The organism is Campylobacter sp. GTC17093 (genome assembly GCF_055397635.1).
Genome location: NZ_AP038832.1, coordinates 694,568 through 716,932 on the forward strand (window position 1 = coordinate 694,568; position 22,365 = coordinate 716,932).

Genomic DNA, 22,365 nt, shown 5'->3' on the forward strand with positions numbered 1-22,365 from the left:
AAATTTGTGAAAATATGTGAATATAAAATGAATTTAATTCAACAAAAAAACATAGTAAATTTGGATAGTTTTTCAACTATTCACTTTTTCAACATACCTAATAATACTACAAATAAACATTTAAAAAAGGGGAAAAGATGAGAGTAAAAATAAATAAAAATTCTCTTGAATCAATCGTTACAAATACAAGATCATATCTTGAAAAAAAAGATACAAGCTCAATAACTTCACATATCTTTATATCAGCAAATAATGGTGTTTTAAATGTAAAAGCAACTGATTATGAGATAGGTCTAACATATAAACAAAAAAATGTAACTATAATAGATGAAGGTCAAGCAACTGCAAATGGTAAAAAACTCTTAAGTATTATTAGTAGTTTAAAAGATGGAAATGTTACACTTGAAACTGTTCAAAATTATTTATATATAAAACAAAATAGTTCAAAATATAAACTTCCTATGTATAAAGCAGATGATTTCCCTAATTTTCCTAATATAGAAAATAAAAATAAATTTGAAATAGATTCAGCAATACTAAGTAGAAGTCTTAAAAAAATAGTTCCTTGTGTTGATTCAAACAACAATAAATTTGCACTAAATGGAGCTTTAGTAGATATAAAAAATGATCATGTAAATTTAGTTGGAACTGATACAAGAAGACTTGGAATTTATAGAATAGATACAAATGCAGATAAAGAATTTTCTTTAATTATACCAAAGAAAGCTATACTAGAAATTCAAAAGCTATTTTATGATAAGATAGAAATTTATTATGACGAAAATACTCTAATAGCAGTTTCTGATAATTTTGAATTTTTTACAAAACTTATAAATGGAAAATTTCCAGACTATGAAAGAGTAGTTCCAAAAGAAATAAAAACTAGAATTAGATTAAATCGTGATATGATGATAGAAGGTATGAAAACTATATCTATTCTTAGTGAGCAGATGAAACTAACTTTTGCTCCAAATGAGATAATTTTTGAAAGTATAATTGAAGATAATAGTGAGGCTAGAACATCTATTGAGTTTCAAACTGGAGTTCAAGAAAATATAACTATATCTTTAAAAAATAAATATTTATTAGATTTTTTAGGAAGTATTGAAGAAAGTGAATTTGATATAGAACTTAATTCTCCAGAAACAGCATTTTTAGTTGTTTGTGGAAATTTAAAAACAGTAATTATGCCAATAGTGTTATAAAAAAACGGAGAAAATATGGAATATAGTGCAGAAAATATAAAAGTTTTAAAAGGTTTAGAAGCAGTTAGAAAACGTCCTGGAATGTATATAGGTGATACAAATATAAATGGGCTTCATCACCTTATTTATGAAGTTGTAGATAACTCTATTGACGAAGCAATGGCAGGATATTGTAATAAAATAGATATAGAAATTACAACAGATGGACATGCTATAATTTCTGATAATGGTAGAGGAATTCCAGTTGATATACATCCAACTGAAAAAATACCTGCTGCAACTGTTGTTTTAACAGTTCTTCATGCTGGTGGTAAATTTGATAAAAATACATATAAAGTTAGTGGTGGTTTACATGGTGTTGGTGTAAGTGTTGTAAATGCACTTTCAAGCAAATTTATAGTAACTATACATAAAAATGGAAAAATTCATAGACAAGAATTTTCAAAAGGTATTCCAACAACTGATTTAGAAATTATAGGTGAAACTAAAAAAACAGGTACTATAGTTGAGTTTATACCTGATAGTGAAATTTTTGAGATAACTGATTTTAACTTTGATACACTTTCTACAAGATTTAAAGAACTTGCTTATTTAAATTCAAAAATAACTATAAATTTTAAAGATAATAGAGTTGGAAAACATGAAAGTTATCATTTTGAAGGTGGTTTGGAGAGTTTTGTAACTGATTTAAATAAAGCAAATCCAGTTTGTAAAGTTTTGTCATTTAGTGATAGTTCAGAAGATGTTGCAGTTGATATAGCTTTAATGTATAATGAAACTTATTCAGAAAATGTTCTAAGTTTTGTTAATAATATTCATACTCCAGATGGTGGAACACATGAAGCTGGATTTAGAGCTGGTCTTACAAGAGCTATAACAAACTACATTGCAGCAAATGCAACAGCAAGAGAAAAAGAAACAAAAATAAGTGGTGAAGACACAAAAGAAGGTCTTATAGCGATAGTTAGTGTAAAAGTTCCTGAACCACAATTTGAAGGTCAAACTAAAGGAAAACTAGGATCTAGTTATGTAAAGCCAATAGTTCAAAAAGTAACTTTTGATACACTTTGTAAGTTTTTTGAAGAAAACCCAATAGAAGCAAAAGCTATTATGAATAAAGCTTTACTTGCAGCAAGAGGTAGAGAAGCAGCAAAAAGAGCAAGAGATTTAACAAGGAAAAAAGAGAATTTTTCTGTGGGAACTCTTCCTGGAAAACTTGCTGATTGTCAAAGTAAAGAATCTGAGATATGTGAGCTTTATTTGGTTGAGGGAGATAGTGCTGGAGGTTCAGCAAAACAAGGTAGAAATAGAGTTTTTCAAGCCATATTACCATTAAGAGGTAAAATTTTAAATGTTGAAAAAGCAGGACTTGATAAAATTTTAAAAAGTGAAGAAATAAAAAATATGATCACGGCCTTAGGTTGTGGTATAGGTGAAGAATTTGATGAAGAAAAACTAAGATATCATAAAGTTATTATTATGACTGATGCTGATGTCGATGGAAGTCACATACAAACTCTTCTTTTAACATTTTTCTTTAGATTTTTAAATCCCATTATAAAAAATGGATATATTTATCTTGCACAACCACCACTTTATCGCTATAAAAAAGGAAAAAAAGAAATTTATTTAAAAGATGAAAAAGCTTTAAATGAGTTTTTAATAGAAAATGGTATAGAAAATATAAGTTTTGAAGGTGTTGGAGATAAAGATTTAATTGAATTTTTAAAGATAGTTGCAGTTTATAGAAATTATCTAAAAGAATTAGAAAAAAGATTTAATATATTAAAAGTTTTAAGATTTTTAATAGAAAATGATGGAATGTTATCAAAAACTTATGATGAACTTTTTAATATTCTTAGTACAGAAATTTCAAAAAATGGTCAAAATATTTTAAATTCTAGTGTAAAAGATGATGAAATAAGAATTTATGCACAAACAACAGATGGTTTGCAAGAATTTGTTATAAGTGATAAACTTTTTTCAAATCCACTATTTTCAGATGCTGTAGAAATTTATAAGAAAATTAAAGATTATGATATAAATTTAGATAGGGATATATTAGAAATTTTAGATGATGTTGAAAAAAATTCTAAAAAAGGTGCATATATACAACGCTATAAAGGTTTAGGTGAGATGAATCCTGAACAACTTTGGGAAACAACAATGGATCCTGAAAATAGAAGACTTATACGAATAAATGTAGAAGATGCACAAAGAGCTGGAGAGACATTTAACCTTTTTATGGGTGATGAAGTTGAGCCAAGAAGAAATTATATAGAAGAACATGCTAAAGATGTTAAACAACTGGATGTTTAATGCTTTATAGCCAAAAAAAAGAGCGAGAGATTATTTTTATCTCTGCTCTTAAGATTGCAATTCCTTTTATAATTCTTAGTATCTTTTGGATTTGGTTTATTTCAAAAATTGAAAAAAATGACATAATTTTACTTACAATTTTAATATTTTTTTATGTTTATTATTCTGCTTATCTTTTAAAATTAAGCCTTAAAACTTCACTTATAGAGCCAGTAACTAAAGTTTTTAATAGAAAAAATATTTATAATTTTATTTATAAAAATTTAAAAAAAAACAAAAAAATTGTAATGTTTGGTATAAAAAATTATGGATACATAACACAAACTTATGGTATGGAAAATTATGAAAAGATAGTTAGTAAATTTATAAAAAAATTGAATGATTTTTTAGAAGAACAAAAATATAGTGATATAATCATAGGAAATTATAATTTTTCACATTTTTTAATGATTATTGATGAAAAAGATATTGTTTTAGCTCATAATCTTAGAATTTTTGAAAAAAAAATTGTAAATTATGGTATTGAAAACATAGAAATAAAATTTGAATTTTCTATGGGAAATTTAACTGATTTTGATAGTATTAAAAGCGTGATTTCATACCTTGAAAATGAGTTAAAAGATAAAAAAGAAGGTAATATAACTATAACTGATGAAAATCATAGTTTAATTATAAAATGTATTGATAATTTTAAATTTCAATTTAAAACACAAAAAACACAAAAAATATTGCCAAATTTAAAAGATATAATAACTATAATACCAAGATTAGTTGTGCAAAAACACGGAATTTATTCTAAAAATAAAATTTCAAATTTACTAAATACTTATAATTATGAAATAAATTATGATAAAAGTATGATAAAAGCTTTATGCGAGAAAATTGATTATGATTTAGATATAGATTATATTGTAGAAATTTCTGTTATGAGTATAAGAAACTTAGAGTTTAAAGAGTTTATTTTTGAGCTTGTAGAAAAAAAACTTTTAAATTCAAAAAATATTATTTTTGAATTTTTTGAAGATAATTTTTATAGTGAAATAGTTCGTTTTAACGAGATTATAAATGATTATAAAAACCTGGGCATAAGGTTTTGTTTAAACCATTTTGGTGGAGATAATGCAAGTTATTTTTATCTAAAACATTTAAATATTGATTTTTTAATATATGATATAGAATTTTATAAAAATTTGGGTGATAAAAAATATCTTATAATTTTAGAAAACTATATAAATATGGCTAAAAGTTTAAATGTAAAAACTATCTTTAAATTTATAGATAAAGAAGAAAATTTTGATATACTAAAGAATAAAAATATAGATTATTTACAAGGTTTTTGTATACAAAAACCACAAATTATAGAAAATCTAAAACAGAGGTAAAAATGAAATATGGTGAAAAAATTATAAAAGAATTTGATATACAAAAAGATATGGAAATTTGGCCAAACAAATGGGAAAATGACTATGTTATAAGGATAATTTTGCCTGAATTTACTTGCCTTTGTCCACGCTCTGGTTATCCTGATTTTGCTAAAATTTTTTTAACTTATGTGCCAAATGAAAAAGTTATTGAATTAAAAGCTATAAAACTTTATATAAATAGTTTTATGAATAAAAATATGAGTCACGAAGATAGTATAAATGAGATTTATTACACTCTTGATAAACTTTTAGAGCCAAAATACATAAGAGTTGTTGGAGATTTTAACCCAAGAGGAAATGTTCATACAGTAATTGAGCTTGATTCAAATTTGGTTAGAAAAGAGAAATTTGATATATCTGCCATCTCAAAAGAGAACTTAAGAGAGTTTTAGATGTTAAAAAGTGAGCTAATAGAACATATTTTTAAAGCTGCTTCTATATCAAGGTGGAATGATTACCCAAGGATGACAAATTTAGTCGAACTTGACAAACAAGCTCACAAGTTTATAATCGCATATTTCATAGCAAAAATGGAAAAAGATGTTGATATGAACTATATTATAGAAGCAGGCATTTTTGAGTTTTTTTCGCGCGTTGTAGTTACTGATATACGCCCTGATGTTTTTCATCAAATTCAAAAATCAAAAAAAGATGAAATTAATAGCTGGATACTAAAAAAACTTGAACCCCTCATAGGTGATATAGATGATGGTAAATTTTTACAAAGATTTAAAGAATATATAAAACATTCAACCACAAAGGAAACTTTAATTTTAAGAGCTGCTTCATACATAGCAACAAGGTGGGAGTTTGGTATAGTTTATCAAACAAGCCAGTTTTTAAGTGGCATTGATGAGGTTAAAAAGAAAATAGATGAAGAATTAGAAGATTATTATTATGAACTAATCGGCGTTCAAAAAATAGCTATGAATCAAAAAATAGCAAAAATAATAGATTTAAGTGGTCGTCTTAGATTCCAAAAGCGCTGGGCTCAAACGCCACGTATTCCAGAAACTGCAGTTCTTGGACATATGCTTGTAGTGGCTATTTTAAGTTATTTTTATTCACTTAAAGTTGGAGCTTGTAAAAAAAGATTAGAAAATAATTTTTATTGTGCTTTGTTTCATGATTTGCCAGAAAGTCTAACAAGGGATATTATAAGTCCTGTAAAATATGGAGTTGAAGGTTTAAATGATATAATTTCTGAGTATGAGATAAGACTCATTGATGAACAAATTTTACCATTTGTCCCACAAAATTTTAGAGATGATTTTGCTTATATTTTAGGACTTAGAAATCAAAATGGCAAACAGATAAAAGATGAGTTTGAAAACAGAATAAATGAAAAATATTCACTTCATTTTGATGGAACTATGGAAAATGTAAATGAAGATAAATTTAACGCAATTGATGGTAAGGCATTAAAATACTGTGATAAATTTTCAGCTTTTATCGAGGCTGGAATTTCTATAAGTTATGGTGTAAAAAGTAAAGAACTTGTGGATGGATTTTACAATATGTATGGATATTTTAAGGAAAAACCAAAAATAGAGGGTATAAATTTTTTGGAACTTTGTGATGATTTTTGTAGATATTTTAAATTAGACCCTTCCCCAGATGGCTGCGGCACATACTAAGTTTGGCTGCTCTGCTGTATTCCTACCCTGAAGCGGTGTCCGAAAATAACATTGCACAGGTCTAAGGAAAGGCGAATGGCTATTATATCAAATTTTTCTTTAAATAGGATTAATAATGTTTTTAAAACTTAAATTTCTTACATTTTTTCGTAATCTTTTTGTATATCATCCTTACTCTCTTGAGTTTAGAGCAAAAGTTTTTGTTGCTATGTTATACTTTAGAAAAGATATCACTAAAGATGATTTAGACATCATTACAGACATAGCTATAGAAATTTATGGTGAAAAAAATCCTAGGGTTGAAATTTTAAAAAATATTATAAAAGAATATCTAATAAAGATAAAAAATGATAAATCTTTTGACATAGATGATTTGCTTTTAGATATAGATAAAGAGTTAAAAATTCATAAAAGATACGCAAAAAAGATAGATTTTTCGCATCTTAGAATGCTAATAAGTATGGATGAAAATGAAGCATTACTTCAACAAAGAGTTTATGAATTTTTCCTAAGTGAAGTTAAAATTTATCTTTAATTAAATAAGATAAAATCAGGAGAAACCGGCTTTCCAAGATAGAAACCTTGTCCATAATCAACATCGTACTTTTTAACTTCTTTTAATATATTTTCATCACTTACAAACTCAGCTACTATTTGATAGTTCATTTTCTTAGCAAAATTCACTATAGTTTCCATAACTATTCTTGAATTTTTATCATAAGGTAGTCTTTTTATTATAGAACCATCTATCTTTAAAATATCTATATCAAACTCAAGAATTCTATAATAATTTGAATATCCACTACCAAAATCATCTATAAATAGCTTGCATCCAAGCTCTTTTATATGTTTTATAAAAGGATTTATTACATCATAATTACTTATACTTTCACTTTCAAGTATTTCTACATATAAATTTGAAGGATTTTTACAAGTTTGTAATTTTTCTATAAAAATCTTACGTATGCTCGAGTTAATCATATCAGAGCTAGATAGGTTGATTGAAAACTGTTTGTTTGGGTATTTATCTAAAATATTAAAAGTTAATTCGATAACTTTACTTGTTAGAGCATTGTAAAGTAAAATTTGTTTTGCAACATCTAAAAACTCGCTAGGATAGTGAACTTTGTCTTCATCATCTAATATTCTTATTAAAATTTCATATTTATTTGCTATTTTGCTGTTTGTTTTTATATTAAATATTGGTTGGCATTCAACTATGACTTTATCATTTCTTAATGCATTTTGTATAAGCTTTATAACATCTAAATTTTTGAAATATAGTTGTTCCATAGGATCATTGGACTGATAAAAATAAATTTTTTCATCTAACTTTTTAGCCTCTTCATATGCCCACATTGCTTGAGTGAGTCTAGTTATATTTGAATCAACATTTGAACTAACTCCAAGAATAAGCTCTATTTTTTGTATATTTGTTTTGGAATTTTCATCGTTTAATATATTTATTTTACTTGTTAAAAAGTAGCTTTTTATATGCATTATATCTTTAGCCAAGTCATTTCCTCGGTAAAATATACAAAACTCATCAAGCTGAAATCTAAATATCTCACAATCTATGCTATAAGTATTTATGCATAATTTTAAAGTATTTACAAAAGAGACTATAAAATCGTCAATAACTTTTGATTTATAAAAATAACTTAAATTTGAGAAGTTATTTATACGCATATAAATTATCACACCTTCTTCATTATTATCAAGTTTTTGCATTAAAGCTATATAGCTTCCAGTATTTGTAATGTGATCTTTGTAAATTTGTCTTTGTAGTGTTTGATTTTTTAAATTTAGCTCTTGTTTTGCATTTATCTCTTTTGTTTTATCAAGTTTTATACTTATAAATCCATCTAAGTTTTTATCGTTTAAACTAGGTATTATTACTATATTTTCTACTATTATTGTATTGTCTGATTTTTTACTTATGAAATTATCTTTATTCCAAATTTTTTTATTTTTTATAGCATTTTTTATTTCGCTATAATACTCTTCATTTTGCTCATAATATTTTAAAAAAGTAGGACTTTTTCCGATAATATCTTTTAATCTATAGCCACTTATTTGTTCAAATGCTTTATTTGTATATGTTATATTTAAATTATGATCTGTGAAAATAACAGAATTAAAAGAGTTATCAGTTGCAAGTTTGAAAAATCTTATATCTCTATTTTTTACTTTTATCTTATTTAATAGTCCAATATTCCAAATAATAAACATTAAAGATAAAATTATCATCGCAACAAATATTTTAATTAAACTATCAATCAATGTTTTGTATTGGATATTTGTATAATCAAGAAAATTTTGTAAATATTTTGATGATTGACTGTTTAAGATAAAAAATTTATAATCATTTGCCTCTATTAAATTATTTATCATTATATTTACTTTATTTACAAACTTTAATTCATTTTTATTTAGTTTTTTCTTATCTATGCTAACTAAATAATCCAAAAAAGCATCAATTTCTATAAAAGAGTCGAAGTTTAAATTTAAAAACTTAGAGTATAAAATACTCAAAATAGGTGTCATTTGATACTTTTGTGCATAGTTTTGCATATCAAGCATAGTAAAGTAAATAGAAGCCATTTTTCCATTATAATGTCTAATATTTTCTTTTTTATCTAAAAAGCTTTCTTGTAATTTATTATAAATTTCTATTTGTTGTTTTGATGCAATATCATGCTTTTTCATAATATTATTTATAATTGTTAGATTATTATTAAACTCAAATATAAGATTTTCTATATTCTCATACCCTTTGTAAAAAATCATATTTTTCAAATTTAAATCTATGTTCTTATCTGAATAAACTAAATTTTGAATATTTGATATAAATTCGTTGATATATTTTAGTTTTTTACCTTGTTTATTTATACTAGAACTTAAAATAGTAATAGCAATAATAAATAAAAATGCTACTAAATATTGGAGTTTTAAACTATTATCTTTCATAATCATTCTTTATATATTCTACATAACCATCCAAAGTTAGTAAAAAATTGTATAAATCCTCAATATCTTGATCATTAAGAGGGCTTATAAGATCACTATTTTTAATGCGCAACACATCTTTTAAGTCACTTGTTATTTTGTCATAAAAATATGGAGCAGTTTTGGATAAATTTCTAAGCGTTGGAACTTTAATAAATCTTCCTGAACTTTTAACTACTAAATTTCCACCTAAATTTATACCATTGTGACAAGAAGCGCAACCTACGGAATTAAAAATAAAATACCCTCTTTTTTCACTTTCACTGAAAATTTCTGTACTTCCACTGATGTAATTATCATACTTGCTATTTGGAGTTATAAGTGATTTTTCATAGTTTACAAGTGCGTCTATTACCGTCTCGTAATTTAACTGTTTATATACTTCATAAAAAGCTTTTTTATATTTTTGATTTTCAAGAATTTTATTTATGAAAATATCTTTTGGTGTATTAAGCTCTTTTGAGCTTGTAATTGAAATTTCGACTTGTTTATATATGTTGTCAACTTTTCCATCTTTAAAGAATAAGTAATTATATGCTGCATTTAAAATTGTTGGAGTATCTGTTTTTGTGAGTTTTTTGTTTGTTCCACTAAATTCCCAATATAAATTATGGCAAGTTTCGCAAGAGATATTACCTTCTTTGCTTAATGTTTTATCAAAAAAAATCATTTTACCAATTTCTGCTTTTTGTCTATCGTGGGGTAATGGCGTTATTATATTTAAAGGAGATTGTGCAAAAATAAAAGTTAAAAATGTAACTATAAATATAAAAATTTTTAGCACACCTTTATCCTCCACCTTTTACTAAAAAACCAAAAGCTTCATTTCTGAGATTACTGTTTCTATAATTATATCATTTTTATAAATTTTTTGAAGATTATCTTTTATTAGCGCGGGTTGTATATTAATTTTGTTTATTTCTAAATGCCATAAAATATTCTCATAAGCACTATTAAAATCTCTTTTAAGTTCTCTTTTTTCATGAAATATATGCATTTTATAGGCTATATCTTTAATTTCTAAATACTTTTGTAGCTCATTTGCAATAGTTACATAATTAGCTTTTCTTTCATTTTTTAAAAATGGCTCTATCAACGAAGAATACCTAGGAATATTCCAGTTTAGATAGACTTTTTGATTGCCTAAATTTATAAATTTATCAAAACTAGTTTTATCTTGTAAGGATGGACTCATAGTTAAAAATGCTATATCAAATTTATCGTTGCTTTTAAATTCATCAAATGTTTCATTTATGATATTTATATTTGTTATGTTAAATTTTTTTGCATCATTTTGCAAGTATTTTAGCATTTCTTGCGAACTATCAAGGCAAGTTATAAATTTTGCATTTTTAGCTAAATATAGCGAATATACACCAGTTCCACATCCTATATCTAAAATAGATTTATTTTTAAAGTCTATATTAAATTCATCAAGCTTACTAAATAACTCTTTGCCAAATTCACTTAGATTTCCATCAAATCTAGTATAAGTTTTTGCTTTTTTATCCCATAAATTCTGCATTTATAATCCTTGTAAAATTATATCATAAAGCCTATTTATATCACTATCATCTATTGAAGAACACTCTTTTTTCTCAAATAAATCTTTTATATGATTTATATTAAACTCATCTGCATGTGAGCACATCTTGTGTGATGGTAAAAAACCTCTAACCAACGATACATAAGAATCTATTTTTTCATCACAAATAAAGCATATCATATTTTTATTTAAACGTCCTTCGTGAAATAAAATTTCTATGTAAGCTTCTATAACTACACGCTTTGGGTTTGTTTTATTAAATTTATGAGCCATATTTTCAATTATATCAAAATATATGCTATCTAGGTTTTGGGCATCTTTAAGATGTTTATAGAGTAAATTTGTAAACTGTTGCCATATAATAAGTCTATTTCTATCATGCAACCATTTAAAACCAAGATGCATAACGCTTCTAAGTTGTGGTAAAAACTTCAAATTTGATATAAGTTCGAAATCTATTTTGTATCCAAGCATAATGTTTGAATGTCTTGCGCCGTAAAAACGATATGTTTTTACTAAAGAATCTTTGGTTAAAATTTCAACTATCAAATCTTCATCACGCAACTTTTGCGTATGAATGATATAACCTTGCATAGTTTAGAAAAATTCCACTATCAGTTTATGCATATCTTCTGAGTTTGTTGCAAAATTTATATTATTTCTAAAATTTGATGCACCATCCATTCCCTTTGAATACTCATGCAAATGTTTTCTAAAAAGCCCTACCCCATGTTCTTTAAAATGCTCTAGCATTTGCTCAAAATGATAAAGTATAATCTCTTTTTTAAGCTTATTATCAATGCTTTTTTTATTTTTTATCTCGTAAAATATCCAAGGTTTTCCAATGCTTGCTCTACCTATCATAAGAGCATCACAATGTGTGGTTTGTAATATTTCTTGAGCATTATTTTCATCTATATTACCATTTGCAATTAATGGTATTTTTATACTTTTTTTAGCTTCTTTTATAGCCTCATAATCAACCTTAGATGAAAATCCTCCAACTTTTGTTCTACCATGCATTGTTATAAAATCAGCTCCAGCTTCTTCGCAAGCTTTTGCTATAATTACTGGAATTTTCTCATCAAATCCTATTCTTACTTTTACACTTAAATAAGGTTTTTTTGAGTATTTTTTTATGGTTTGTATCAAACTTTGCATTAAAGATATATCTTTTAAAAGGGCAGAACCCGCGTTTTGTTTTACAACCTTTGGTGCAGGGCAACCGCAGTTTAAATCAATACCATCTATATCATCATATTTGTTTAAAACGCAGATAGCATTTTTTATACTCTCAACATTTGATGCTTCAATTTGGACGATAAAAGGCTTTTCTAGATGTGAGTGCTTTAACATTTTTAAAGTTTTGTCATTTTCATAAGCAAGCGCATTTGCGCTTATCATCTCGCTAACTGTAACATCACACCCAAAACGCTTTACAACGTTTCTTAAGGGTGGATCGGAATACCCGGCAAGTGGGGCTAAAAAAAGTGGTTTTTTACTAAAATCTATCATTTAAAAAACAGTTTTGTCGGTGCTTGCTGTCCATTGTCTCTTAAAAAGAGCATAGTTTTAAATTCTAAATAGTCATTGCTATCTGATCCAGCAACAATCTCCCTAATTTCATCTAGCATTTGTAAATCATAAAGTATATACATATAAGCTTTTTCAGCTTTTTGATTTTGCAAAGAGATATTTTTAAACGTTTGCATGATTGCTTCAGGTGGAAATTTACCATGAAGTGTTCTTGCAATTTCCATAAAATCATCCTCTGTTAAGTCACATTTTTTAAGGAAATTTAAAACATCATCTTGTCTTATTTCAAATTTATCATTTTGATCTATATGTCTGTTTATTAAAATTAGTGCGCTAGCATCTGAAAAACTTTCATTATATTTCATTACATTTTCGTAACTTCCAGTTACGATTAGTTTTTCTTTAGCTTTAATAATTAATTTAGGATTTATACTTTCGTCATTTGATTTTAAAATTTCCAAATAATAATCCGATAAAATATTTATTTTATTTAGTTCATTTTGGATAAAAAGTGGGTTATCTTTAGGTAATTTATATTTTTTTATATCAACTGGAATACCATTTTTTGCATCTTTTACTACATTAAAAATTTCTTTTAAATCTTCATTTTTAGAGTTTATATGATCTATATTTTTCCAAGGTGAAAGTGATTTTAAAACCTCGCTTGCATTGTCAAAAGCATTTGTTTTAAAATCTTTATTACTATCAAAACCAAGCATTATTTCACCTACCATCTCGTCGTAAATTTTTGTGTCTCTTTTTAATGCTCTATTTTTTAGATAAATTTCAAAGTTTTGATAAGCCATATGAAGGATAGATAATAGTATAAATATAGATAATGGCACCACAAACCAAGTAGCTATCAATAAATTAATATTAAAGCCCATTAAGTTAATTGTATATTCGTTGTTATTTAGTGTATAAACTAATATAAAAACAACAGCTGCATATAAAATAGAATATACTATATATGTTCTTGCTCTCATTTTTATCCTTTTCGTTTTGGCATTTTTTCTAGCATTTCACTACATACTATACAAAATCTAGCATGAGGTTTTATTTTTAATCTATCAATACTTATCTCATCATCACACATTTCACAAATGCCGTATTTGCCATTTTCTATTTTACTAAGTGCCCAGTTAATTTCTCCTAAATTTTTAGCTTGTTGCTCATTTATAGCTTGAGATATTATCTGATCTGTATTTATGGAAGCTACATCAAATTCATCACTAGCCCCACTATCTCTAAGTCCACTTAACTCTTCTGTTGAGTTATTTATGCTTTCAATGATTTTTTCTTTTTTATCTGTAAGCATTTGTTTGAAATTAGCTAGTTCTTTTTTGTTCATTTTTTACCTTTATTTATGATATGGGTGACCCGCATTTATACAAAGAGCTCTAAAAATTTGCTCATATAACATAAGTTTCGCTATTGAATGCGAAGTTGTTAATCTACTTAAGCTAATTAGCTTTTGCGCTTTTTGTTTAAATTCATCGCTCAAGCCATAAGCGCCGCCTATGAAAAAAGATACTTTAGCATAGTTTTTAATCATTTGTGCAAACTCTATACTGTTAAGCATTTTACCATTTTCATCTAAAACAATATTAAAATTTGATAAATGTGGCTCATAGGCTTCATCGTAAGCAATGCTAGCCGTTTTGTATCCGCCTAATTGAGCTTTTGAGATTTTATCATTAAAAAGATTATTTTCGGAAATTTTTGCATATTTTGATGACATTTTTATATATCTTTTTATATCATCTTCAAAATCGTTACTTTTAGAAATACAGTTAATTAAAATTTCCATTTCTAAAACTTTTGGTTGTTTATAAGCATTTTTATTATGTCGCTTACAAATTTTTTATGTTCATTTCTTTCAACTATTGCATCTATAAGCCCATGGTCTAGTAAAAATTCAGCAGTTTGAAAGCCTTCAGGTAAATCAGCACCTATGGTTTGTTTTATAACTCTTTGTCCTGCAAAACCGATAAGTGCACCTGGCTCAGCAATTATGATATCTCCAAGCCAAGCAAAAGAAGCACTTACACCCCCCATTGTCGGATCTGTAAGTATTGAAATATATGGGAGTTTTTCTTTATCAAGCAGTTTTAAAGCAGCGCTCGTTTTACTCATTTGCATAAGTGAAAAAGTGCTTTCTTGCATTCTAGCTCCACCGCTTGCTGAAATTATTATAAGTGGCTGTCTTTTTTCTATACAGCGTTTTATGGCTCTTGTTATCTTTTCTCCTTCAACTGAGCCTAAAGAACCACCCATAAAAGAAAAATCAAAAACTACTATTTGAGCACTTATATCATTTATCTTGCACTCACCACTTATGACTGAACTATTTTTTCCAGTTTTTTCGGTATTTTCTGCAATTCTTTTTTTGTAAGATTTTTTATCCACAAATTTAAGAGGATCAGTCGGACATAATTCGCTATCATACTCAATAAAACTATGTTCGTCGCACATAAGTTTTATTCGATCTTTTGCACCTAAACGCATGTGATGTCCGCATTTTGGACAGACATTAAATCTATTTTCGATTTCCTTATAATACATCAAAGAGTGACATTTATCACATTTTATCCAGTGAGTAGGAGCATCACTTGGAGCTGCTTGTTTTCTTCTAATCTTAGAAAAGATATCAATAAAATCCATAATTATCACCAATATTTTTTTAAATTTTTTCATTATATCAAAAAAATTCTTATATAAAGTTATAAATTTATATTATACTTTTTAATATAATTAAAGTGAAAATATGATAAAATTTTTATGTTTTCTAAACTTCTAAAAAGGCTTTTAATTTATCACAATGAATGATTTTTTATTTTATCAAAAAAGTGGTGAAAGCACTACAATATCGCTAAGTGGTAATTGGGATTACAATATAGATAAGAGAGTTTTTTCTATTTTTGAAAAAATTATAAAAAAAAGCAAAAATATAATTTTAGATTTGAAAAATTTAAAAAGCATAGATTATTCTATGGCTATTTTTTTTAAGTATCTTAAAGAAAAAAATGGTTTAAATCTAAAATTTATAAACTCAAATGAAAAATTTGATAAAATATTTGATCTTACAAATGATGAAAATATAGATTTTAACTATTTTCCTAAAATCGTTAGACAAAATCCATTTGAAAAACTTGGAAAAAAAATTGTAGATTTTTATCTTGATTTTATGATGGTTTGTTCATTTTTAGGAGAGTATTTTGTAAAATTTATAAAAGCTATTTTAAAGCCCAAACATTTTAAATTTGCTGAGATTTCAAATTATATCAAAACTGGCGGCATAAACTCTGTTTTCATAGTTTGTCTAACTAGTTTTTTAATAGGTATAGTTTTGGTATACCTTGGCTCGGCAATGCTCTCAACTTTTGGTGCAACTATGCTTATAGTTGAAATTATGGGAATGCTTACTTTAAGAGAAATTGGTCCTATGATAGCAGCTATTGTTATAGCTGGTAGAAGCGCATCTAGTTTTACTGCGCAAATTGGCGTAATGAAAATAACAGAAGAAATAGATGCGATGAAAACAATGGGCTTTGATCCATTTTATTATTTAACTTTGCCTAGAGTTATTGCTATGATTGCTGTTACTCCGCTTGTTATTTTTCTTGCAGATGCTGTTAGCATACTAGGCCAAATGATGGTTTGTAATATGTTACTAGATATTCCTACATCTAGTTACATAAATAGATTTAAAGATATGGTCGATATAAAACATTTTTTAGTTGGTATGATAAAAGCACCATTTTTTGGAGCTGCTATTTCTATAATAGGTTGTTTAAGAGGTTATGAGATAAGTGGAAGCACCGAAAGCGTTGGTAAATTTACTACAATAAGCGTTGTAAATGCTATATTTTGGGTTATAGCAATAGATGCGCTATTTGCTATTATATTTATGGAGCTTAAAATTTGAGCGATATTATAATAGAAGGAAAAAATCTTACTATTGCTTATGGTAAAAAAGTAATGCATGATAATGTGAGTTTTCATGTAAAAAAATCTGAAATTTATGGTTTTTTAGGTGGAAGTGGAAGTGGTAAAACAACACTCATGAAAACACTTTTTTATCTAAAAGAGCCAAATAGTGGCGTTGTAGAGATTTTTGGTAAAGATATTTGGGCATTAAATAGTGCAGATAAAATGAAACTAAAACTAAAATGCGGAGTAATGTTTCAGTTTGGTGCTCTTTATTCATCTATGAATATTTTGGATAATATCGGAGTTTTACTTAGGGAATATAGCGATATACCAGATAAAATTATAAATGAAATTTCTATGTTTTGGCTTCAAAAAGTAGGGCTTAATAAGGAAACAGCTACTTTATTTCCAAGCGAACTAAGTGGTGGTATGAAAAAAAGAGCCTCTTTAGCAAGAGCTCTAGTTCTTAGTCCAGAAATACTTTTTTTAGATGAACCAAATAGTGGACTTGATCCTATGAGTGCCAGGGCTTTTGATAAGCTAATATGTGATCTTAGGGATAGTTTGGGACTTACCGTTGTTATGGTAACTCATGATATTGATAGCATTTTTAGTGTACTAGATCGTTTTTTAATAATAGAAAATAAAAAAATAATTTTTGAGGGTAATGTAGAAGAGATTAAGGATTTAAAAAATAATCCTCTTGATGAATTATTTAACATGAGGGATAATTATGGAAAATAAAAGTTCTTATACGATAGTAGGTATATTTTTTGTTGCTTGTGTATTTTGTATATCCATGTTTTTATTGTGGATGAACACAAAAGGAAATAAAGAAGATATATATAGACCTTATTATATACAAACACAGGTTTTACCTAGTGGAATTAAAAATGGAACAGAGGTTAAATTTATAGGCGTTCCTGCTGGTTATGTAAAAAGAATATATTTTAGTAATTTAAAAAGAGCCACTATAGAGATTGAAATTTATGTAAATGAGGGTCTTCCTGTCAAAAAAGATAGTACAGCCGTTGTGGAGTCTCAAGGTATAACCGGGATACCTTATATAAATATAAGTAAAGGTAGTGATCAGGCTGAGTCTTTTAAATTAGATGAAAGAGCCATTATAACTTTAGCTCCAGGACTTATAGATAAGATTACTTCAAATGCTGAGATGTTAGCTGAGAATTTAAGCAACGCACTTCACAGCATATCTTTAGTTTTAAATGACGAAAATGCTGCAAAAATAAATTCTATTTTAACAACTTTAAACAACTCTATTACGAGTGTTGGGAGTTTTGAAAATATAGAAAAAATTAATAATATTATAAATTCTACACAAAAATTAACAAGTAATATTGAAAAAGAAACTGTGAATATGGGTAAATTTTTCGAAAGAGCGTCAAAAACTGCTGATGGTTTAGATGGATTAATATATAATATAAATACTACTCTAGCGCTATTTAATGCAAATCAGGATTTGATAAAACATCGTATAGAAAGTGATGATTACAACCTTAGGACTATAATGTTTCCAGCGCTAAATCAGACAACAAATACTATGGTAGAGTTTCATGATGTCCTAAAAGAGATAAAAAGTATGCTTTTTAGATTAGAAGATGATCCTTATAAATTTTTCTTTAAAAATACTCAGCCAACAGATTAAAAAGGGGATAAAATGAGGTATATTTTTTTAAGTATAATGCTTATATTTTTTAATGGGTGTAATTTAAAATTAATGGAAAATGCACCAAAAGAAGATTATTATATCTTGGATTATTCTGGTGACAAAAAATGTCTTGATAATAGCGAAAAAACATTGCTATTTATAGATAATATAAAAGCATCTAGTGAAGTTGATACTAGATTTGTTAATATAAAAAATGGATATAAATATGATAAAATAAATGGTATTAAATTTGCTGCCTTACCTTCTGAAATGGCAAGAAAAGCGATATTTAAGGCATTTTATTCTAGTTGTAAAATAGAGCCAAAATTAGTTATGAAAAATGGTGCGTATATTTTCAAATCAGAAATTTTGACCCTTCAAATAGACAAAAGTAGAAATGTTGCTATTTTTGAGATGATGTATTCTGTAGACAAAGAGACAAAGAGTCTGTTTTCTGATATAAAAAGAAGTGAGGTTGGTATTAGCGGGGATAATATAATGGATGCTATAAATAAGGCTATGAGCATTACTTTAGATGCTATTTTGGATGATATAGAAAATAAATTTTAGGAAAAAGCTTTGGCAAGTGATAAATTTTTAGAATCCATTACCATAGAGACAAATAATCTAAAAAAAGAGTTGGAAAGTCTTAGTGCTACTTACTCAATAGATTCTAAAAACATTGATTATGATCTGCTTTCTGTGGTTTGTGTTTATAAGATTGGTGCTTTAGAGCAAAAAACAATAACCTCAGACAAATTTAGCATTTTTAATGATGATAAATTTTTTAGAGATAAAGATTTATCACTTTATCAATCATATAGGCTAAGTTTTTACGATAAAAGAGATCATGTTTATCCAAAACTTCCAGATATAAAACTTGCTGTAAATAAAAATTTTACCAAAGTAATAGGAATAGTTAAAGCAATTCCAGAGCTTAGATATTATGATGAATTTTATGATGAAATGATAAAATTTATAAACAAAAAACTACTTGTTAGTAGAATTTTAGTAGGCATAAGGAATCAAGAGCTTATAGATAATATAAGAGAAATTAATGAAGTTGTAAGGCAAAAAAATAGTATTGATAAGGATTATAAATTTACTATAACACACGGTGTTCTTCCTATCCCAAGTATAGACGATGATCTTGTTTATCATTATAAAAATAAAATTGATAATACAAAAGATGATGGAAATATAGATTATGCTGAGCGTGGATTTTTATATGGTGTTTCAAAAGATGAAACGATTATAGAATATATTAAAGCAAAAATAGGAACTCCAGGAAGAGATGTTTTTGGAAAAAGTTTAGATATTTCTACTCCAGTTGCTACTCATGATCCAAATATTTCTTTTAGTGAGAATATACAAAAATTAGAAGATGATAGTAGTATCAAATTTGTTGCCTTAAAAGCAGGATATATTGTAGAAGAGGGCGGAAAATTTGATATCAGAGAAGACTTGGAAGTTTCAAATTTGAGTTTTAAAGATACTGGTTCAGTTAGTGTTGGAACTGAAAACAATATAAAACTAAATGTTACCCAAAAAGATAGCAATAAAGATGCAATAGGTGCAAATATAAGCATAGAAACAAGTGAAATTAGAATATCTGGAAGTATTGGACAAGAGGCAAAAATAACGGCAAATATAGTAGAAGTTGGTGGTGTTACACACTCTACTTCATTAATACAAGCAAAACAAGCCAAAATTTCTACTCATATAGGAACACTTAATTGCGATGAATGTGATATAAGTCGCTTAGAAAAAGGCAAAGTTTTTGGTAAAATTATTCGTATCGGTTCTGCTCTTGGTGGAGAGATAAGTGGGGAAGAAATTTATATAGACAATCTTGTATCAAATGTAACAATAACTGCTTCAAAATTAATTGAAATTGGGCAAAATATAGGAAGTTCAAATAAGCTTATCATAAATCCTAGTGCTATACATGCATATTCTGATCAAATTTCTAATTGTCAAACAGAGATTAAAACACTAGAACTAGAAATAGAAAAAATATTAAAAGATATCAAAAAAATAAAAACAACCATAGATGATTCTAAGGATTCTATTAATACAATAAAAGATCAGATTAGGAAATTTATAGAAAAAAATATAAAAGTTCCAACAGCTTTTACTATGAAATTAAAAGAATATAAGGCTCTTATAAAAAACTATAATGATTTAGTAACAGAATATAAAGATAAAAAATATACCCAAGATGCTGCGCATGCAAATTTAAAAAATATACAAAATAAAATTTTTGATGCACAAATTAAAATTAAAGGAACTTGGGAAGATATGAATGATATAATATTTGTTTTGATTGATCCGCCAAATAAGTTAAGTTATGTAACTATAAAAAATGATTTTATAAAGCTTTTTAAGATCGAAGAGAGAATGGATGAGGAGTATTATATTTATAAAGGTTATGAGAAATGATAAGGGCAATTGAAGGTCTTATAAGTAAAAAAGAGCCAACATTTGTAGTTTTAAAAACTAGTAGCGGCGTTAGTTATGGAATTTTTGTTTCACTTTTTACTTATAGTAAATTAGAAAAAAACCAAAAGATAGAACTAATGATAACTCAAATTATAAGAGAAGATGCAAATTTGCTTTACGGTTTTTTAGATATAAATGAACAAAAGATGTTTGAGATGCTTGTTAAATTAAATGGCATAGGTGCAGCAACTGCAATGGCTGTATGCTCAAGTCTTAGTGTACAAAATTTTTCTGGGGCTATAATGAGCGGTGATGCTGATGCATTTAAATCAGTTCCTGGTATTGGACCAAAAACTGCAAGAAGGATTATAGCTGAACTAAGCGATGCAAAGATTATACTTGATAATAATGATGGTAACAGTTTCAAAAGTGAGGCTATGCAAGCCCTTGAGACGCTAGGATTTAAGCGAGATAAAATCTCAAAAGTCCTTAACGAATGCAAAAGCGAAGAAACTGGAGAGATTATAAAAGAAGCATTAAAAATATTAGGAACAAAGGTATAAATATGAGATTATCGGTGATTTTTGGTGGAGTTAGTTTTGAACACGAGATAAGTATAGTTTCTGCTATTGCTTTGAAAAATCTCTTAAAAACAGAGTTGGATTTTATTTTTTGTGATAAATATAGAAATTTTTACCTAATAGATAAAAAAGATATGAAAGCAAATTTCTTTAGCTCAAAAAGATATGAAAAATCAAAACAACTTGAGCTTAGAAATGGCGGATTTTTTACAAAAGGCATTATGAGCAAAAAAATAAACAGCGATTGTGTTGTAAATTTAATCCACGGATGTGATGGTGAAGATGGTAAAATTGCAGCTTTATTTGATTTTTTTGAAATAGATTATATTGGTCCGCGTTTAGAAGGAAGTGTTTTAAGCTTTAGCAAAGAGTTAACCAAACTTTATGCAAAAAAAGTTGAGGTAGAGGTTTTGCCTTATGAGATTATAAGAAGAGGTGAGATACCAACACTTGGGTTTCCCATTATTTTAAAGCCACTTAGACTTGGTAGTTCTATTGGTGTAAGTATGGTTTATGATAATAGTGAGCTAGAGTATGCTTTGGATGTAGCTTTTGAATTTGATGATGAGGTGCTAGTTGAACCATTGATAGAGGGTGTAAGAGAATTTAATGTGGCTGGATGCAAGATAGATGGAAAAATAATACACTCTATCGTAGAAGAGCCAAAAAAGGCAAAAATGCTTGATTTTGAGCAAAAATACATGAGCTTTTCAAACGAAAATAGAAGCAAAAAAGCAGATATCACGCTAGAGCTAGAAAATGAATTTTATGCAACTTTTGATAAAGTTTATGGTAATACTTTTGAAGGTGCACTTATAAGATGTGATTTTTTCTATCATGAAAATAGAATTTTCTTAAACGAGATAAATCCGAATCCAGGAAGTTTAGCAAACTATCTTTTTAGTGATTTTGAAAGTGTACTTTTAGATTTAGTTAAAAACACACCAAAACCTAGAAAAATTGACATAGATTATAAATTTATAAACTCTATAACTTCGGCAAAAGGTAAGCTTTAACGATAAATTAATTAAATTATTGCTAAATTTTACATATTATTTTATGTA

General features: G+C 26.8%; 21 protein-coding genes, 1 other RNA gene and 1 pseudogene. 13 read left to right on the forward strand and 10 right to left on the reverse strand.

What is annotated here, in order from left to right; genetic code table 11:
• Positions 1–137: 137 nt before the first annotated feature.
• From dnaN to ACZ5VL_RS03580, 5 genes and pseudogenes are all read left to right on the forward strand, one after another.
• Positions 138–1,205, forward strand: a complete 1,068-nt coding sequence (gene dnaN / locus ACZ5VL_RS03560) for a DNA polymerase III subunit beta (protein ID WP_464199961.1) — start codon at positions 138–140, stop codon at positions 1,203–1,205.
• A gap of 15 nt (positions 1,206–1,220) precedes the next feature.
• The gene (gene gyrB, locus ACZ5VL_RS03565) at positions 1,221–3,524 is read left to right on the forward strand and encodes a DNA topoisomerase (ATP-hydrolyzing) subunit B (protein ID WP_464199963.1); all 2,304 of its coding nucleotides are present in this window, start codon (positions 1,221–1,223) and stop codon (positions 3,522–3,524) included.
• Between the two features lie 287 nt (positions 3,525–3,811).
• On the forward strand, positions 3,812–4,906 hold the full coding sequence (locus ACZ5VL_RS03570) for an EAL domain-containing protein (RefSeq protein WP_464199965.1): 1,095 nt from the start codon (positions 3,812–3,814) through the stop codon (positions 4,904–4,906).
• Positions 4,907–4,908: 2 nt separating this feature from the next.
• Positions 4,909–5,340, forward strand: a complete 432-nt coding sequence (queF, locus tag ACZ5VL_RS03575; protein WP_464199967.1) for a preQ(1) synthase — start codon at positions 4,909–4,911, stop codon at positions 5,338–5,340.
• Positions 5,341–6,552, forward strand: a pseudogene (locus ACZ5VL_RS03580) (HD domain-containing protein); the annotation flags it as partial.
• Positions 6,553–6,555: 3 nt separating this feature from the next.
• Here the strand turns inward: ACZ5VL_RS03580 and ffs are convergent.
• Positions 6,556–6,653: signal recognition particle sRNA small type (gene ffs, locus ACZ5VL_RS03585), an RNA gene on the reverse strand.
• Between the two features lie 47 nt (positions 6,654–6,700).
• Between ffs and ACZ5VL_RS03590 the strand changes: the two genes are divergently transcribed.
• The gene (locus tag ACZ5VL_RS03590; RefSeq protein WP_464199968.1) at positions 6,701–7,120 is read left to right on the forward strand and encodes a hypothetical protein; all 420 of its coding nucleotides are present in this window, start codon (positions 6,701–6,703) and stop codon (positions 7,118–7,120) included.
• Here ACZ5VL_RS03590 and ACZ5VL_RS03595 read toward each other — a convergent pair.
• Genes ACZ5VL_RS03595 through accD form a run of 9 tightly spaced genes read right to left on the reverse strand, consistent with a single transcriptional unit; the run spans position 7,117 to position 15,340 of the window.
• Positions 7,117–9,555, reverse strand: coding sequence for a bifunctional diguanylate cyclase/phosphodiesterase (locus ACZ5VL_RS03595; RefSeq protein ID WP_464199970.1), 2,439 nt, complete (start codon positions 9,553–9,555; stop codon positions 7,117–7,119). The genes ACZ5VL_RS03590 and ACZ5VL_RS03595 overlap by 4 nt on opposite strands.
• A complete protein-coding gene (locus ACZ5VL_RS03600) occupies positions 9,545–10,378 on the reverse strand; it encodes a cytochrome-c peroxidase (protein WP_464199972.1) in 834 nt (277 codons plus the stop codon). The genes ACZ5VL_RS03595 and ACZ5VL_RS03600 overlap by 11 nt, the downstream gene beginning before the upstream one ends.
• Before the next feature lie 21 nt (positions 10,379–10,399).
• Positions 10,400–11,119 carry a class I SAM-dependent methyltransferase gene (locus tag ACZ5VL_RS03605; RefSeq protein ID WP_464199974.1) on the reverse strand — a complete coding sequence of 240 codons (720 nt, stop codon included), beginning with the start codon at positions 11,117–11,119 and terminating at the stop codon, positions 10,400–10,402.
• Entirely contained in the window at positions 11,120–11,734 is a 615-nt protein-coding gene (gene recO, locus ACZ5VL_RS03610; RefSeq protein WP_464199976.1) for a recombination protein RecO, read from the reverse strand. It abuts the gene before it with no gap.
• A gap of 3 nt (positions 11,735–11,737) precedes the next feature.
• Positions 11,738–12,655: a tRNA dihydrouridine synthase gene (locus ACZ5VL_RS03615; RefSeq protein WP_464199978.1), complete on the reverse strand. Its 918-nt coding sequence runs from the start codon at positions 12,653–12,655 to the stop codon at positions 11,738–11,740.
• Positions 12,652–13,662: a hypothetical protein gene (locus tag ACZ5VL_RS03620; RefSeq protein WP_464199979.1), complete on the reverse strand. Its 1,011-nt coding sequence runs from the start codon at positions 13,660–13,662 to the stop codon at positions 12,652–12,654. The genes ACZ5VL_RS03615 and ACZ5VL_RS03620 overlap by 4 nt, the downstream gene beginning before the upstream one ends.
• 2 nt (positions 13,663–13,664) lie before the next feature.
• The gene (gene dksA, locus ACZ5VL_RS03625) at positions 13,665–14,027 is read right to left on the reverse strand and encodes an RNA polymerase-binding protein DksA (RefSeq protein WP_464199981.1); all 363 of its coding nucleotides are present in this window, start codon (positions 14,025–14,027) and stop codon (positions 13,665–13,667) included.
• A 9-nt stretch (positions 14,028–14,036) separates the two neighbouring features.
• Positions 14,037–14,486 (reverse strand): 23S rRNA (pseudouridine(1915)-N(3))-methyltransferase RlmH, encoded by a 450-nt coding sequence (locus ACZ5VL_RS03630; protein ID WP_464199983.1) that lies wholly within the window; start codon positions 14,484–14,486, stop codon positions 14,037–14,039.
• A 2-nt stretch (positions 14,487–14,488) separates the two neighbouring features.
• Positions 14,489–15,340: an acetyl-CoA carboxylase, carboxyltransferase subunit beta gene (gene accD / locus ACZ5VL_RS03635; RefSeq protein ID WP_464199985.1), complete on the reverse strand. Its 852-nt coding sequence runs from the start codon at positions 15,338–15,340 to the stop codon at positions 14,489–14,491.
• A 157-nt stretch (positions 15,341–15,497) separates the two neighbouring features.
• Here accD and ACZ5VL_RS03640 point away from each other — a divergent pair, with 157 nt between their 5' ends.
• The 7 genes from ACZ5VL_RS03640 to ACZ5VL_RS03670 are packed head-to-tail and all read left to right on the forward strand — an operon-like array spanning position 15,498 to position 22,317.
• Positions 15,498–16,604 (forward strand): MlaE family ABC transporter permease, encoded by a 1,107-nt coding sequence (locus ACZ5VL_RS03640; protein ID WP_464199987.1) that lies wholly within the window; start codon positions 15,498–15,500, stop codon positions 16,602–16,604.
• 5 nt (positions 16,605–16,609) lie between these two features.
• Positions 16,610–17,353 (forward strand): ABC transporter ATP-binding protein, encoded by a 744-nt coding sequence (locus tag ACZ5VL_RS03645; protein WP_464200252.1) that lies wholly within the window; start codon positions 16,610–16,612, stop codon positions 17,351–17,353.
• Positions 17,343–18,275, forward strand: coding sequence for an MlaD family protein (locus ACZ5VL_RS03650; RefSeq protein ID WP_464199989.1), 933 nt, complete (start codon positions 17,343–17,345; stop codon positions 18,273–18,275). The genes ACZ5VL_RS03645 and ACZ5VL_RS03650 overlap by 11 nt, the downstream gene beginning before the upstream one ends.
• Before the next feature lie 12 nt (positions 18,276–18,287).
• A complete protein-coding gene (locus tag ACZ5VL_RS03655; RefSeq protein WP_464199991.1) occupies positions 18,288–18,848 on the forward strand; it encodes a hypothetical protein in 561 nt (186 codons plus the stop codon).
• Between the two features lie 9 nt (positions 18,849–18,857).
• Positions 18,858–20,720: a flagellar assembly protein A gene (locus tag ACZ5VL_RS03660; protein ID WP_464199993.1), complete on the forward strand. Its 1,863-nt coding sequence runs from the start codon at positions 18,858–18,860 to the stop codon at positions 20,718–20,720.
• Entirely contained in the window at positions 20,717–21,283 is a 567-nt protein-coding gene (ruvA, locus tag ACZ5VL_RS03665) for a Holliday junction branch migration protein RuvA (RefSeq protein WP_464199995.1), read from the forward strand. Before ACZ5VL_RS03660 ends, ruvA begins: the two co-directional genes overlap by 4 nt.
• Positions 21,284–21,285: 2 nt before the next feature.
• Positions 21,286–22,317 carry a D-alanine--D-alanine ligase gene (locus ACZ5VL_RS03670; RefSeq protein ID WP_464199996.1) on the forward strand — a complete coding sequence of 344 codons (1,032 nt, stop codon included), beginning with the start codon at positions 21,286–21,288 and terminating at the stop codon, positions 22,315–22,317.
• The last annotated feature ends 48 nt before the right edge of the window (positions 22,318–22,365 follow it).